Raw genomic sequence first — 15,001 nt, 5'->3', positions numbered from 1 at the left:
CTCAGGCGCTTTTCAACGTGGAACGGGATCGGGCCAGCGTCAGGTTGAGACGTTTGAGCAAAGCCTCCGGCGACTCGTCAAATGCCATCACCACGGCGGTGCTGGCGGCCAGTTGCAAGCGCTCGCCGTGTTGCCGGGTCTTGTGGGCCAGGCTGCCAACCGCGTGGGCCAGTTCTGCGGCCAGATACCGGGCCTGGCTCTCGCCAGTGTCGGGCAGCAGGACCACAAAGCGGTCACCGGCCAGGCGACAAAGCAGATCCTGACGGCGCAGGTTCAGCACCAGCAACTGGCTGACGGCTTGCAGCACCGCATCGCCCTCGCCGTGACCGAAGCGCTGATTGATGGCGGTGAAGTTGTCCAGGTCCAGGGCCAGCAATGACAAGGGCTGCTGGCGGCGTCGGCTGTCCTCCAGGCTGCTCGTCAGTTCATGTCTGAAAAAGTCCGCGCCTCCCAGCGGCGTGAGTTTGTCGAACAGGCGGTGCTCGCGGAACAACCGTTCACGCTTCTCCATTTGTCCGTTGATCGCCAGTTGTTCCCGGTGCCAGTGATAGATGCCGAGGGTCAGCAGAATCATGCCCACCGGCATCGGCCCGGACTCCAGCCAGTGGTCCCAGGTGATGCTGTCGGGCAAACGGATGAACTCGTCGAGGCTGTCGATCCACCAGGAAAAAAAGATGCAACCCAGGCCCCATACGAGGTAGTTGGTCACCCGACCGGCCGGGCGACTCTTGAGCACCAGGCCGAGCCAGACCAGCGCCAGCAAGGCCGAGCCGCCTTCGCCAAGGATATCCAGCCAGACCCACTCACTCAGCGGTTTGAGCTCACCGTTGGCCAGGTGGAGCATCAGCCCGAGGTTGGCCGCCAGCAGAAGCAGGACGAGTTTGAGGCGGTGCGGGCGCAGCACGGAGAACATGGCCGGAATCCTTTGCCAGAAGCGGAATGCGGCTCAGCACAGCAGATGGATGTGACAGTGCGGTGACGGTGGGTGAATGGGTGGGGGAGGTCGAATCAGCTCATTGGTTGTCCGGATTTTTATTCATGAGATCGCCCTTATCTCATTGTGGCGAGGGGATTTTGTGGGAGCCAAGCTTGCTCGCGACGAAGACGACGCGGTTTTTCAGGGGATCGAGGCGCCTGCATCGCGAGCAAGCTTTGCTCCCACAGCGGTGTGGAGCGACGTTTCGCAAAAAGTGATCGGCTGCTGAAGGCCTGTGCGGCTCGGAAACAGGTCATTTCAGCTCATTCTGGTCCGCCAACCCCCTCACATCAGTGTGTTTTAGGCCCTGCGGGCAAACGCTGTCACAGAACCGTCACCCCCCACCCCTAGCGTGCCCTCCCAGTTGCCGGGCCGTTGCCTGGCGGATTTTCGGATTCCTGGGGGAGATCACCATGCATCACCGCACAAGCACTGCCGGGCTCGTCGGTTTTACGTTCACCGCGTTGGCGATGGCCATTGCCAGTGAACGGCTGAGCGCTGCCGAGCAGATGACCACTGAACACGTCCAAGTGGTTGGTCAGGCGGCCAGCATCGATCAGGCCCTGAAGGAGCAGCGCAGCGCCGATAGCATCAAGAGCGTGGTGCATGCCGACGGCGTGGCGCAGTTGCCGGATGAAAACGTCGCCGAAGCCGTGCAGCGCCTGCCGGGCATCAGCGTCGAACGTGACCAGGGCGAAGGTCGTTTTGTCAGCGTGCGGGGCCTGGGGCCAGACCTCAACAGCGTGACCATCAACGGCACGCTGGTGCCGGCACCGGAAAGCGAGCGCCGGGCCGTTGCCCTGGACGTGCTACCCGCGGAGCTGGTGCAGTCGCTGTCGGTGATCAAGACCCTGACGCCGGATATGGACGCCAACTCACTGGGCGGCACGGTCGACGTGAAAAGCCTCTCGGCGTTCGACCACAAGGGCTTGTTCTACACCGGCAGCAGCGAAGCCAGCTACGACAAGAATACCGGCCAGACGAGTCCGAAATTCTCTGGCGCTATCAGCGACCGTTTCAGCCTGGGCGACGGCATCGATAACTTCGGCGTTGCAGCAGCGCTGAGCTGGCAGAAGCGCGATTTTGGCTCGGACAACGTTGAAACCGGCGGCGCCTGGGATTTCGAGCAAGGCTCACGACTGGAAGAGTTCGAACAACGCGACTATGACATCCGTCGGGAGCGCGCCGGCGGCGGGCTGAACTTCGACTACAAGCCTGATGATCTGAGCAGCTACTACCTACGCACGCTTTACAGTCGTTACAAAGACAGTGAAACCCGCAATGCCGCCAGCCTGGCTTTCGAGGATCCACAAGCGGCCGGCGAGCTGGGTGCCGCAGAAGGCGAGCGCAAGATCAAGCAGCGCGAAGAAACCCAGGAGATCCAATCCTATGTACTGGGCGGGGAGCGCATGTTCGGTCTCTGGACTCTCAGCGGCCAGGGCGGCTACAGCAAGTCCAGCGAGGACAGCCCCGGTCATATCGCCGGTGCCACATTCGAAGGCATCGACAGTTTCGAGGGGGGCTTCTACGGCAACGACAAGCCGCGGCCAATCATTGGTTCGGGGTTCTATGATCCGGCCAACTTCAGCCTGGACAAGGTGGACTGGGAACAGCAGAACACCACCGACACCGAGAAAAACCTGCGCCTGGACCTGGCCAGAGACTATGACGTCAGTGGCTACGCCTCCCAGGTCAAATTCGGCGGCAAAGTCAGCCGCCGCGACAAGGACAACGATCTCGACGCCTGGGTCTATGAGGATTTCGACGATCTGGGGTTCACCGACGAGCAGTTGAACCTCGGACAATTCCAGAAGGGCAACGTGGATTACAGTCTCGGCCGTTACGGTCCAGGCATCAGTGCCGGAGCCATCGAACAATTGTTGGGTGGTCTGGACCGCGACGCCTTCTTTGATGCGCAAGAGTCGCGGGTCAATGACTTCCAGATGAGCGAAGACATCAACGCCGCTTACCTGATGAACACCGTGGACATCGACGATTGGCGCTTGATCGCCGGCATGCGTTATGAAGGCACGGAGTTCGAAGCCAAAGGCAGCGGCGTTACCGACGGCGTGTTCACCGACACCCAAACCCGGCGCAAATATCACCACTGGCTGCCGGGCCTGCACGCGCGTTATCAGCTGGACAAGAACACCCAGGTGCGTGCGGCCTGGACCAAGTCCGTGGTGCGTCCGACCTTCGGGCAACTGGCCCCGGGTTTTGTCATTGACGATGACGAGGCGACCTTCGGCAACCCGGACCTCAAACCCCTGGAGTCGAGCAACCTGGACCTGGGCATTGAACATTTCATGGGTCGGGCCGGCACTGTGTCGGCTTTCGTGTTCTACAAAGACATCAAGAACTTCGTCTACAACACCGACCTGGCGGGCACGGGCGCCTGGGCCGACTTCTCCGAAGCCCATAGCTTTGCCAATGGTGACAGCGCCAAGCTCTATGGCCTGGAACTGGCCTACTCACAAAAATTCGACTGGCTGCCAGCCCCCTGGAATGGATTGCTTCTGGGGGCCAACACCACCTTCAGTCGCTCGGACGCCGAGATCGAAGGGTTCGATCAGGCCAGCGGAACACAACGCAAGCGCAGCATCGACCTGCCGAACCAGTCGGACACCGTGGGTAACCTGATGCTGGGTTGGGAAAACGACAAGCTGAGCCTGCGTCTGTCGGCCAATTACAAGTCGGCCTACCTGTATGAGCTGGCGTCCATCAGCGACCGCGACCATGACCTGCACGTTGACGCCCAGACCTTTGTCGACTTCAGCGCCCGCTACTCCCTGACCAAAAACCTGCAAGTGAGCCTGGAAGCCCAGAACCTCACCGACGAGTCGTATTTCGTCTACACCGGCCACCGCGCCTACAACGGTCAATACGAAGAATACGGCCCGACCTACAAGCTGGGGCTGACCTTCACCCATTTCTAGATCGCAACGCCGATCCGTCAGGGCGAGGGGAAAAATCCCCTCGCCCTGCAGGTGGACAAAAGACCCGTTTGAACCCGGCTCAATGACAAGGATTTTTCCGTTGAACACAGCTTTGTTTTTACCCAAGCAGTACCTGTTGGCAATGCTCATCAGCCTGGCAACTGTTCCAGCGTTGGCGGCTTCCCCAACCCTGAAGCTGCAACCCTGGCCTCAGGCACAGGAACGCTCGATCAATGCCCTGGGATTCGTGCCCGGCCATTGGACCAGCGAACGACTGGCCAGCGCCCGTGAAGGCTTGCTGTTGCTGGATGCCCAAGGCCGCGAACTGTCACGCCTGGAGGGCTCCTTCGAAGGTCTCGACAGCCGTGCCCTCGGGGCGAACGTTCTGGTGGCCAGCCTCGACAGCACTCGTCAGCAAGCACTGTTGGTCAGCCTCGATCCGGATAAACGTCAGTGGGGGACGCCGCTGTACCTTCCTGCGCGAGATTTCCCGGTGAATGGGCTGTGCCTGTACCGCGATGAAGCGAGCAACCTGTTTGTGTTTCTGGTGGGTGAAGAAGGCAAGGGGGAGCAATGGCTGGTGGGCAACGGCGAGCACCTGAGCGCCAGCGCACAGCGCGTACGCGGCTTGCCACTGCCGCCCGATGCCCAGACCTGTCAGGTGCAAGACAGCGCCAATCAACTGTTCGTCAACGAGGAACAAGTCGGCTGGTGGGCCTACCCGGCATCCTCCGAGGCCGATGCCGTGCGTGTACCCGTGGCGATGCGCACGCCGTTCGGTGACATCCAGCAGGCCGCTGGGGACCTGGCGGCGTTACCAGGCGGGTTGCTGGGCCTGGACCCACAAGCGCGACAGCTGCATCTGTATCAGCAAGACGGCCAGGGCTGGACCTCGACAGCCCGTCTGGCGCTGCCGGGCCTGAACGAGCCGGAAAATCTGGCGGTACGGGCGACGAAAAACGGCCTTGAACTGTTGTTGCGCGACGATGACAGCGCACGCCTGTATCAGGGCCAAATCAATTGGCAACCCACCCCTGTGTCCCTGCCGCCGGTGCTGCCTACAGTGGCTGCCATTGGCCAGAGCGAGCCGGTGGCGCGCCAGGGCGACGCGGCGGATGATCCGGCGATCTGGGTTCATCCCACGACGCCAGCCTTGAGCCGGGTGCTGGGCACTAACAAGAAGCAAGGCCTGCTGACGTATGACCTGCACGGCAAGCTGCTGCAGGAGCTGGCGGTGGGCCGCCTCAACAACGTCGATGTGCGCGGCAACTTCAAGTTGGGTACGCAAACCGTCGATCTGGCAGTCGCCAGCAACCGCGACCGCAACAGTCTCAGCCTGTTCAGCATCGACCGGGTCAGCGGCGAACTGCGCGAGGCCGGCGAGATCCCTACGCCACTCAAGGAAATCTACGGCATCTGCCTGTTCCAGCCGGTTGAGGGCGAACTGTATGCCTTCGCCAATGGCAAGGACGGGCGCTATTTGCAGTACCGCCTCAGCGCTCCGGACGGTGTGGTGAAAGGTGAGTTGGTGCGCCAGTTCAGCGTCGACAGCCAGCCTGAAGGGTGCGTCGCCGATGACCGGCGCCAGCGGCTGTTTCTCGGTGAAGAAGACGTCGGAGTCTGGGCGGTGGATGCCCGGGCCGACCGACCGGCGACATTGGACAACGTGATCAAGGTCGGACCTCAGTTGCATGCCGACGTCGAGGGCATCGCCCTGTACCAAGGCGCCGGCCACGATTACCTGGTGATCTCAAGCCAGGGCAACGACAGCTATGTGCTACTTGATGCCGAACCGCCTTATGCCGTGCGCGGTGCGTTCCGTGTCGGCTTGAACGGCGCCGCGGGCATCGACGGCGCCTCGGAAACCGATGGCCTGGAAGTCACTTCGGCCAACCTTGGCGGTCCCTGGAGCGACGGCATGCTGGTGGTCCAGGACGGCCGCAAACGGATGCCCGAGCAGACCCAGAACTTCAAGTTCGTGCCCTGGAACGAAGTCGCGAAAGCCTTGCGCCTGCCTTGAGCGGCGCTGTCATCAACCGGTCATGAACATTTCATCGAATAGCAGCCAGACAGGAGCTCTACCCATGCAAGCCACGCTGGAACATATGACAATCTGGGGCCTGATCAGCGATGCGAGTCTTCTGGTCAAGGCCGTTATGCTCACACTGCTGCTGGCCTCGCTGCTGAGCTGGTACCTGATCATCCAGCGCAGCGCCGTGCTGCGCCGCACCGAGCGCCAGTTCAAGGGTTTCATGCAGCGTTTTCGCAGCACCAGCGATTTGCCAGCGCTGTTGCGCGAGACCGCCCAGGTGCGCGAGGAAGAGGGCGGCGTGGAGCCGATCTTTCACGCCGGCTTCCAGGCTTTCACCCAGCTCAACGTGCCCTCCGGCAGCCCACAGGTGGTGCTTGAAGGGGTGGAGCGTTCGCTGCAAGTGGCAATCAGCGAGCAGGAGGTGCAGTTGGAGAAAGGCTTGCAGTTTCTCGCCACGGTCGGTTCGGTCAGCCCTTACATCGGTTTGTTCGGCACGGTCTGGGGGATCATGAATGCCTTCCTGGGGTTGTCCCAGGTGCAACAGGCCAGCCTCTCCACCGTGGCGCCGGGCATCGCCGAGGCGTTGATCGCCACCGCCATCGGCCTGTTCGCGGCGATTCCCGCGGTGATCGCCTACAACCGCTTTTCCGCCCGCGGCCAGACCTTGCTGACACGCTACTACGCGTTCGGCAACGAGCTGCAGGCACGCCTGCATCGCAAGCTTCACGGCGCTCCGGTGAACCTGGCCGCGGCCGCTTGAGAGGAGAGGGCAGATGCTAGTCAAGCCGCAACGCAAGCACGGGCCCAAGGCCGAAATGAACGTGGTGCCTTACATCGATGTGATGCTGGTGCTGCTGGTGATCTTCATGGTCACGGCACCCATGCTGACCCAAGGCGTGAAAATCGAGCTGCCCAAGGTCGCCAGCCAGGCATTGGCCAACGATAGCCGCCAACAGATCCTGACCCTGTCTGTTAAGGCCGAGGGCGGTTACTACTGGAACCTGGGTGCTGAACTGGACACCCAAAGCCAGACCGACAGCGCCGTGGACCTGGATCAGATGCGCGCCAAAGTGGCCCAGGTTGTCGCCGAGCGCAGCGATACCCAGGTGTATATCCGTGCCGACGACCACGCCGACTACGGTCGTGTCGTGGCCGCCATGGCCGCCTTGCAGCAGGGCGGAGTGAGCAACCTTGGCCTGGTGACCGAGGCACCCCGATGACGGCGATGATCATGCACAGTCCATCCTTGGGTTTACCCACGGTGTCCGGCAGTGGTTTCTGGAGGAACAGCCTGGCAGCGGGACTCGCCGTGGCCTTGCACGCGGTTGTCGCGGCATTGCTGGTGCTGGGCTGGACCGTAGAGAAACCGACCGTCGAAGCGCCCCGGGTGCTGCGCACGCAATTGGTGATGTTGCCACCGCTGCCGGTGCCTGAAGCGCCTGCGCCGACCGCCGTGGCAGAGGTCGCCCCAGAACCGGTCGAAGCCACGCCGGCTCCCGTGCAAGCGCCACGCCCGGCGCCGAGCAAACCTGCGGTTGATCCAAGGCTCCAAGCGCAGAAACTGGAGCAGGCAACCCTGGCGCGCAAACGGGTCGAGGAGCAAAAGCGCGAGCAGCAGGCCGAGCGACAGGCCCAGCAGCAGCGCGAGCGTCAGGAGAACCAGCGACGTCAGCAGGAAGCCGAGCAACAGGCCGCCGAACGACAGCGCCAAGCGGCTCAACAGGCCCAGGCGCTCGCCCGGCAACGCCAAGCCGAACAGGCGCGTCTGGCCTCCGCCGACAGTCGCCACTATCAACCCCTGAGCAAAGAGGCTCCGGATTATCCGCAACGGGCTTTGGACAAAGGGCTGGAAGGCGATTGCACGGTGGAGTACAGCGTCAAGCCGGACGGGCGAATCGACAACCCCAAGGTGCTGGACGGCTGCCATCCGTTATTCATCCGACCCTCGCTGACTGCGGCCCAGACCTTCCGTTATCAGCCGCGGATCGTCGACGGCCAGGCCGTGACAGTGCCGGCGGTGCGCAATACCTTTCACTACCGCATCGAATAGAACCCGAGCCTGTTGCGGCCCGGCGTAATCGGACTAAACCGCGCCGGCGGCCGGCCGGTGCTGGCGCAACAGTTCGATCTGCTGCGATGGAACCAGCTCGCGCAACGCCTTATAAAGCGCCCGTGTTTCCAGCAGATTCCAGATGCGTAGCATGGTTTCCAGCGCATCCAGGGGTTTGCTGATGAAGTCCCGGGCGCCCAGCGCCAGGGCGCGCAGGCGGGTGTCGCGGGTGGCGTCGGCGGTCAGCACCAGGATCGGCAGGTAGTCGTTTGCCGGGATGCGCCGGTTGAGCTGCTCCAGCACGGCGAAGCCATCGAATGCCGGCATGTGCAGGTCCAGGATCACCAGGTCAGGCTCAAAACTGTTGAACAGGTCGAGGGTGCGCAAAGGCTCGGTGCTGCTCAGTACGTTGTGCAGCCCTTCGCGAGCCAGCAACTGCTCCATCAGGTCCAGGTTGGGGCGCTGATCGTCAACGATCAGGATGCGCAAATCGCGATTCATGCGGGCTCCGGTAAATAGCGTTCAAGGTGGCCGAGAAAGGCCTGGATATGAATGGGTTTGGTCAGGATCGCTGTGGCCCCGGCTTCGTGCAGTGCACGGTGGGTCAGGTCGCTGGCATCGGCGGTGATCATCAGTACCGGTGTGGACGCCGTAGCCGCCGATTGCCGCAAGCGGCGCAGCACCTCCAGGCCTGTCAGGTCCGGCAGGGTCACGTCCAGCAGGATCAACTGCGGGGCGTGCTGGCGAGCCAGGTCCAGGCCCAACTGGCCTTGCATGCTCGACAGCAGTTGAATACCCGGACGTCGCTGCATCAGGGTCTCGATCAGCGCCAGGCTCGACAGGTTGTCTTCGATGCACAGTATCTTGCCGTGATATTCGACTGACGGACGCGGTGCCTTCAGCGCGACGATGGGGGGCAAGCGGGCGTGTTCCACCCGGGCACCGGGCAATTGCAGGGTAAAACAACAACCTTGCCCCGGCTCGCTGTGGACCTGCAGGCTGCCTTGCATCATTTCCAGCAGGCTCTTGCTCAAGGACAGCCCAAGACCGGTGCCCTCGACCTGTGGATCGGCACCCAGGCGCTCGAACGGCTTGAACAACCGGTCAAGCTGCTCAGGGGCAATGCCATGCCCGGTGTCGCTGACGGCAATGCTGACTCGCGGCCCCTGGGCCGTCACTTCAATGCGCACTTCACCGCCGGGCCGGTTGTACTTGATGGCGTTGGACAACAGATTTAGCAGCACCTGCACCAGGCGTTGACGGTCGGCCAGCACACCGCTGCTGTCGGGTAGCGGCGCCAGCTCGGCCAACTGAATCCCGGCGTCGGCCGCCATGGGTGAAACCAGCGTCAGGGCTTCATGCAACACCGTCGTCAAGGCAATCGGCTCAATGTTCAGCGGCAGACGACCGGCCTCGATCCGGGCAATGTCCAGCACCTCGTTGATCAATGCCAGCAGATGCTGACCGGCGCGCAGGATGTGACTGACCTGTGGGCGCTGGCCGGCGCTGGAGTCCATGTCCAGCAGTTGCGCGAAGCCGAGTATGGCGTTCAGGGGTGTGCGCAGTTCGTGGCTCATGCGCGAAAGAAATTCGCTCTTGGCGCGGCTGGCGCTTTCGGCTTCTTCACGGGCGGTGCGCAGGGCGATCTCGGCGGCGCGGCGGTCAGTGATGTCGCGGGTAATCTTGGAAAACCCGCGCAGGGTGCCGGTACTGTCGTACTGGGCAGTGATGACCACACTGGCCCAGAAGCGGCTGCCGTCCTTGCGACAGCGCCAGCCTTCTTCCATGTAATGACCGTCACGGGCGGCTTCGTGCAGCGCCATGTCCGGGTGCGCCGGGCATTCTTCGCTCAGATAGAACAACGAAAAATGCCGGCCGAGGATTTCCTGTTCGGTGTAACCCTTGATCCGTTCGGCGCCGGCGTTCCAGGTAATGACATGGCCTTGGGCGTCCAGCGCAAAGATGCCGTAGTCCTTCACCCCATCGATGATCAGTCGCAAGCGTTCTTCGTTATCCCGCAGAGCCCGCTCGCGTTCGGCAAGCAACTGCCCGGCCTCTACCAGACGGGTGCCCAACTGGCCGATTTCGTCCTGCTCCGGCGGTTGCGGCAACAACGGTTGACCCAAGGCCAGGCGCTGAGCGTTGCCTTGCACCTGTTGCACGCGGGCGACAATGCCCTTGGACAGGAACAGCACCGCCACGATGGCGCCAAGCAGCCCGCACAGCGCCGCCAGTAGCGTGGCGAACAACAGGCGCATGCGCGTGGCCGAGGCGGCGGCACTGCGGTCGGCGAGCAGGGCGTCCTCACGTATACGCATGGCGTTGATCTGCTCGCGCAGCACGTCCAGGACGTGTTTGTTTTCGATCAGAATCGTCGTGATGGCCGCTGTGTCATCGGCCTTGCCGTTGCGCAAGGCATCCAGCCCATCGAGTTTTTCTGCGATCAGTGGGGTGATGGTCTTGAGGCGCTCGCGCATCCGGGCGTCGCGGATGTTGTGGTCCAACCGTTGCAACGCGGCCTTGATCAGCGGCGTGGCCTGTTCGTAGCTGGGCAGGAAGTCTTCGCGCCGGGTCAGCAGGTAACCGCGCACGCTGGCTGCGGCTTCGGCCAGCAGGGTATGCACCGTCTGGATATCGCCCTGGACCAGCAGCACCCGGCGCACGTCTTCTTCGGCCCGGGCGGTCTGGCGTTCGGTGATGTAGATCAGCACCAGCGACAGCAACAGCACCACCAGGGGCAGGGAAATGACCACCAATGCCTTGCCCCGCAATGGCAGGTTGGCCCAGCGGCGGGCGGCGAGGAATCTCATGGCCATTGCCCGCTGGGTTGTGCCACCAACCCCAGGGCAACACCGCGCACGGCGGCCTGGGTTCGATCGGCGGCTCCCAACTTGCCGATGACGCGCTCCACGTGGGCCTTGGCGGTGCCGGGGGCGATGCCGAGTTTTTCGCCGATTTCACGGTTGCTGAAGCCGCCGGCCACCAGCCCCAGCACCTGGCGCTCGCGGGCTGTCAGGGCCTGGACCGGGGTAGCGCCACTGGCACCGCGCTCGGCCATGCGCCGCAGCAGGCGCGCACTGACCGAACTGTTCAGGGCCTCTTCGCCCTGGGCGACCCGTTTGAGGGCGTCCAGCACTTCATCGCGGCTGGCATCCTTGAGCAGATAACCGACCGCGCCCGCGCCGATGGCGGCTTCAAGGTGATCAGGGCTGTCGTCCATGGTGAAGATCACCACTTTGATCCCCGGCTGGCGCTGCTGCAGGATACGCGCCGCCCCCAGACCATTGAGCACCGGCATGCGAATGTCGAGAATGGCGATGTCCGGTTGCAGCCGCTCGCACAGATCGAGGGCTTCCTGGCCGTCGCTGGCCTGGCCGACGACTTCGAACCCCGGGCTGCCGGCCAGCATGCTGATAAAACCGGTGCGGGTCACTTCGTGATCATCGGCCAAAAGCAGGCGTAAAGGGGACGTCATGAGTGTGTTCCGTGGGTGGGTAGGGGGACGCTGGCCAGCAAACGGGTGCCGCCATCGGGCTGGCTGAAACAGCTCAGGTGGCCGCCCAGCAGGCTGGCTCGTTCCTGCATGGCCGCCAGGCCCAGATGGCAGGTGCCATTGGTCTCGATGGGTTGTTCCAGAGCAAAACCACGGCCATTGTCTTCGACCCGCAGCGAGGCCCGGTCGTCGCTCACCATCAATCCCAGGCGTACATGGCTGGCCCGGGCGTGCTTGAGAATGTTGTTGATGCCTTCCTGGGCAATGCGGAACAAGGCGATTTCGGTGTTGCCCGGCAGGCGAGCGGCGCTGTGCTCGGCCCAGTCCACCGACAGGCCTGCATCCCGCAGGCGGTCGGCTTCCTTGTCGACGGCTTTGTACAGACCGAAGTCATCCAGCGCATGGGGACGCAGACCGCCGATCAACTGCCGGCCTTCGCCGACACAACCCCGGGCGAGATCGAGGATGGCCTGCAAGTCGTTCGCCAGGGCCGGCGGCAGAGGCGGGCAGCGACCGGCGAACCCCTGCAGGCGCTGATGCAGGCCGGCCAGGTTCTGTGCCAGACCATCATGCAGGTCGTAGGCCACACGCTTGCGTTCGTCTTCCTGGGCGCTGAACAATCGATGGACCAGCTCGGACATGGTGCGTTCGCGGGCCTGCAACGCTTCGAGCAGACGACTGTTTTCTAGATGGGCAGCCAGCAGGGTCGCCAGCAATTGCAGTGACTCAATATCCTCGTTGTCCGGCGTGCCCAGGGCTACGCCGTTGCCCAGCAATAAAGCCCCGAACACCACACCGTCGGAACCACGCAACGGAACGCGCAAGACCTGGGGCAGGGCGCTGCCAGGGTACTCCAGCCATTGTGGCTCGGCTGACGGCGGCTGAGCCAGGTTGGCAAGCAGATCGAGCCGTTCTTGGCTGCCATGGCTGGCGATGGTGCGAAACGTGGTGTCCGCTGCCCACTCCAGCAGCAGGCCATGATCCATGGCCATGAATGCGCACGCTCGTTGCACTGCGCGCTGGCGCATCGCCGACAGGGGCAATTGCGTCAGTTCATGGCCGGTGCCCAACAGCAGGCGCAGGCGTGCGGCACGACTTTGCGACTGGCGATATTGGGTTCGGATGGCCAGGGCACTGCCGGGGTCATGGGGTGGGCTTTGCATGATAGGGCTCCAGCGTGGATGGGACCGGTCGGCGTGGCGGTATTAGAGCGTGTCATCAGCACCGGGCCTATCTGCCGAACGGCATAGGCAATCGGCACCGGTTGGCCGATGGCGAAGGCCGCCAGGCCCGGCAAAGTCGGCTCATTGAAACCCACAGGAACGTTACGATGAAACTGAAAACCTTCGCCGCTGCCGCTTTTTTCATGCTGACCACACCCTTGGCCCTGGCACTTGAAACAACGCCATACGTTTATCGCACCGTAGCCGAGCAGCCACAGAATCAGAATGACCGTGAAATCGCCGCATTGTTCGACCGCTGGAACGCGGCCCTCAAAACCGGCAACGCTGCTGCAGTAACCAGCCTGTATGCGCCGGATGCGATATTGCAGCCCACCGTATCCAACCAGGTGCGCAACACGGCGGCACTGATTCAGGATTACTTTGAACACTTCCTGGCCGGCAAGCCGGTGGGGCAGATCAACTACCGGGAAATCCGTCACCTGGGACCTGACGCGGCGATGGACAGTGGTGTCTATACCTTTGCCCTGACTAACGCCGACGGCTCCAAGCGCGAGGTTCAGGCGCGCTACACCTTTATCTATGAACGCATTGACGGTCAGTGGAAGATCCTTAACCACCACTCCTCGGCCATGCCGCAAGTCCAGAAGCAACTGCATGCCAGCCACTGAGGCCGTTTGAACAAATGAGTTCGTCCCTGGCTGCGTTGGGGGGGGGCGAACCACCCGTTTGGCAGGCTGGCAAAAAACGATAGGCCAGTGTCATTAACAGAGCGGTTCGATAAAGAAGTTGGATTCGTGCGGGAACATTAATTAGAATCACTCTCATTTAATGTATTCCTTGCACAAGGCTTCTTGACATGTCTGATGCAGCTACGCCAACGGAGCGTTCCTTGCACGCGCTGTACCGAGACCACGGTGGCTGGCTGGAAGGCTGGTTGAGACGACGCATGGGCAATGCCTGGGATGCCGCGGACCTGCGCCAGGACACGTTCCTGCGGGTACTGTCCAGCGCTCAGCCATTGGCCGATCTGCACGAACCCCGCGCTTATCTGCTGACAGTCGGCAAGCGTCTGTTGAGCAACTTTTACGCGCGCCGCAACTTGGAGCAGGCTTACCTCGACGCCTTGGCGAGCTTGCCGCCAGCGTGCGTACCGTCCCCGGAGCAGCGCTGGCTGCTGCTGGAAACGTTGCAAGCCCTGGATGAGTTGCTCGATGGCCTGCCGGCTCTGGTGCGGCGGGCTTTTTTGTGGAGCCAGCTCGAAGGCCTGGGCTACCGTGAAATCGCCGAGCGCATGCAGGTGTCGGAGCGCACCATCAAGCGCTACATGGCTCAGGCTTATGAGCATTGCCTGTTGGTGGACTTTTGATGCGCCAGGCCCCTTCGCCTGAAGCTCGCGAAGTCGCCCGGGCGGCGGCTCGCTGGCTGGCCATGATGGAGTCTGGCGGGGATGACTTCGATTGCACTGCGCTGCAACGCTGGCGCGACAGCAGCGCCCATCACGAGGCAGCCTGGCAAAAAGCCCAGCGATTGCGCCAGCGTTTCGCCGGGGTGCCGCCTTCATTGGGTATGGCGACCCTGGATCGCCCGGCATTGCCCCGTCGGGCGGTGCTCAAGCGTGCGCTCGGCGTCGCCGCCTTGGTGCCCACGGCCTGGTGGCTGGGGCGAGAGCTGCCGCTGGAGGTCTGGCGCGCCGACCTGCACACGGCCACGGGCGAACAGCGGCGCTGGTCGCTGGCCGACGGCAGCGCCTTGCAGTTGAATACCGACAGCGCCCTGGACCTGGACCTCAAGGCTCGACGCCTGGTGCTGGTGCAAGGGGAGATGGCCCTCAATGTCCAGGGGCCTGCGCCATTGGCCATTCAGGCACCGTTCGGCCTGATCTCCGTCAGCCGTAGCGAGGTCTGCGTACGCCTGAATGAGCGCAGTTGCCGGGTGTCGGTCCTCAGTGGTTCGGTGCAACTGCAACCGTTGCGCGGGCCAATGCTGACACTGAAGGAAGGCGAGCAGGTCAACCTCTTGGCCTCGGGCGCCGGACCGGTGGGGGCGTTCGACGTAGCGCAGTTGGGTTGGCGTGACGGTGTACTTGTGGCGCAGAACCAGCCGTTGGGGGATTTTCTCCGTGAACTGGGCCGTTATCGCTCAGGTTTTTTGCGTTGGGACCCCGCCCTGGAGTCGCTGCGGGTGACCGGCAGCTTCCGTCTGGAAAACACCGATCGAATCCTCGCGTTGCTCTCGGCCAGCCTGCCGGTGCACGTGCAAACGCGCACCCGATACTGGGTCACATTGACGCTGCGCAAAAATACTGTCTGACGCCTGTCCCCTTTTTTTGT

General features: G+C 62.8%; 13 protein-coding genes. 8 read left to right on the top strand and 5 right to left on the bottom strand.

The features are described from left to right. Window position 1: 1 nt before the first annotated feature. Window positions 2–913: a GGDEF domain-containing protein gene (locus PSEUDOMOFG3G_RS14045; protein ID WP_139050339.1), complete on the bottom strand. Its 912-nt coding sequence runs from the start codon at window positions 911–913 to the stop codon at window positions 2–4. 476 nt (window positions 914–1,389) lie between these two features. On the opposite strand from PSEUDOMOFG3G_RS14045, the gene PSEUDOMOFG3G_RS14040 reads away from it, so the two are divergent. From PSEUDOMOFG3G_RS14040 to PSEUDOMOFG3G_RS14020, 5 genes are all read left to right on the top strand, one after another. Continuing rightward, entirely contained in the window at window positions 1,390–3,912 is a 2,523-nt protein-coding gene (locus PSEUDOMOFG3G_RS14040) for a TonB-dependent receptor (RefSeq protein WP_139050338.1), read from the top strand. A gap of 142 nt (window positions 3,913–4,054) precedes the next feature. Continuing rightward, window positions 4,055–5,932: a phytase gene (locus PSEUDOMOFG3G_RS14035; protein WP_171061388.1), complete on the top strand. Its 1,878-nt coding sequence runs from the start codon at window positions 4,055–4,057 to the stop codon at window positions 5,930–5,932. A gap of 64 nt (window positions 5,933–5,996) precedes the next feature. Then, window positions 5,997–6,704: a protein TolQ gene (gene tolQ / locus PSEUDOMOFG3G_RS14030; RefSeq protein WP_047226514.1), complete on the top strand. Its 708-nt coding sequence runs from the start codon at window positions 5,997–5,999 to the stop codon at window positions 6,702–6,704. A gap of 13 nt (window positions 6,705–6,717) precedes the next feature. Further along, window positions 6,718–7,164, top strand: coding sequence for a protein TolR (tolR, locus tag PSEUDOMOFG3G_RS14025; protein ID WP_047226513.1), 447 nt, complete (start codon window positions 6,718–6,720; stop codon window positions 7,162–7,164). Then, window positions 7,161–7,994 (top strand): energy transducer TonB, encoded by an 834-nt coding sequence (locus PSEUDOMOFG3G_RS14020; protein WP_139050336.1) that lies wholly within the window; start codon window positions 7,161–7,163, stop codon window positions 7,992–7,994. Before tolR ends, PSEUDOMOFG3G_RS14020 begins: the two co-directional genes overlap by 4 nt. Before the next feature lie 33 nt (window positions 7,995–8,027). On the opposite strand, the gene PSEUDOMOFG3G_RS14015 is transcribed toward PSEUDOMOFG3G_RS14020, so the two are convergent. Genes PSEUDOMOFG3G_RS14015 through PSEUDOMOFG3G_RS14000 form a run of 4 tightly spaced genes read right to left on the bottom strand, consistent with a single transcriptional unit; the run spans window position 8,028 to window position 12,650 of the window. Beyond that, the gene (locus PSEUDOMOFG3G_RS14015; RefSeq protein WP_047226511.1) at window positions 8,028–8,495 is read right to left on the bottom strand and encodes a response regulator; all 468 of its coding nucleotides are present in this window, start codon (window positions 8,493–8,495) and stop codon (window positions 8,028–8,030) included. Further along, complete coding sequence (locus PSEUDOMOFG3G_RS14010) at window positions 8,492–10,804, bottom strand: ATP-binding protein (RefSeq protein WP_076384926.1); 2,313 nt, start codon at window positions 10,802–10,804, stop codon at window positions 8,492–8,494. Before PSEUDOMOFG3G_RS14010 ends, PSEUDOMOFG3G_RS14015 begins: the two co-directional genes overlap by 4 nt. Then, window positions 10,801–11,469, bottom strand: a complete 669-nt coding sequence (locus tag PSEUDOMOFG3G_RS14005) for a response regulator transcription factor (protein ID WP_047226509.1) — start codon at window positions 11,467–11,469, stop codon at window positions 10,801–10,803. The genes PSEUDOMOFG3G_RS14010 and PSEUDOMOFG3G_RS14005 overlap by 4 nt, the downstream gene beginning before the upstream one ends. Continuing rightward, window positions 11,466–12,650, bottom strand: a complete 1,185-nt coding sequence (locus PSEUDOMOFG3G_RS14000) for a sensor histidine kinase (protein WP_047226508.1) — start codon at window positions 12,648–12,650, stop codon at window positions 11,466–11,468. Before PSEUDOMOFG3G_RS14000 ends, PSEUDOMOFG3G_RS14005 begins: the two co-directional genes overlap by 4 nt. Window positions 12,651–12,817: 167 nt before the next feature. Between PSEUDOMOFG3G_RS14000 and PSEUDOMOFG3G_RS13995 the strand changes: the two genes are divergently transcribed. The 3 genes from PSEUDOMOFG3G_RS13995 to PSEUDOMOFG3G_RS13985 all read left to right on the top strand — a co-directional run bounded on the left by PSEUDOMOFG3G_RS13995 (window position 12,818) and on the right by PSEUDOMOFG3G_RS13985 (window position 14,981). Continuing rightward, the gene (locus PSEUDOMOFG3G_RS13995; RefSeq protein WP_047226507.1) at window positions 12,818–13,339 is read left to right on the top strand and encodes an SgcJ/EcaC family oxidoreductase; all 522 of its coding nucleotides are present in this window, start codon (window positions 12,818–12,820) and stop codon (window positions 13,337–13,339) included. A 188-nt stretch (window positions 13,340–13,527) separates the two neighbouring features. Next, window positions 13,528–14,037 (top strand): sigma-70 family RNA polymerase sigma factor, encoded by a 510-nt coding sequence (locus PSEUDOMOFG3G_RS13990; RefSeq protein WP_047226506.1) that lies wholly within the window; start codon window positions 13,528–13,530, stop codon window positions 14,035–14,037. Further along, on the top strand, window positions 14,037–14,981 hold the full coding sequence (locus PSEUDOMOFG3G_RS13985; RefSeq protein WP_139050335.1) for a FecR domain-containing protein: 945 nt from the start codon (window positions 14,037–14,039) through the stop codon (window positions 14,979–14,981). Before PSEUDOMOFG3G_RS13990 ends, PSEUDOMOFG3G_RS13985 begins: the two co-directional genes overlap by 1 nt. The last annotated feature ends 20 nt before the right edge of the window (window positions 14,982–15,001 follow it).

Origin of the sequence: Pseudomonas sp. FG-3G (genome assembly GCF_901007645.1) — a bacterium.
GTDB lineage: Bacteria > Pseudomonadota > Gammaproteobacteria > Pseudomonadales > Pseudomonadaceae > Aquipseudomonas > Aquipseudomonas rhizophila.
The sequence above is the reverse complement of the archived record's forward strand: the minus strand, read 5'-3'. Positions and strand labels throughout refer to the sequence as shown.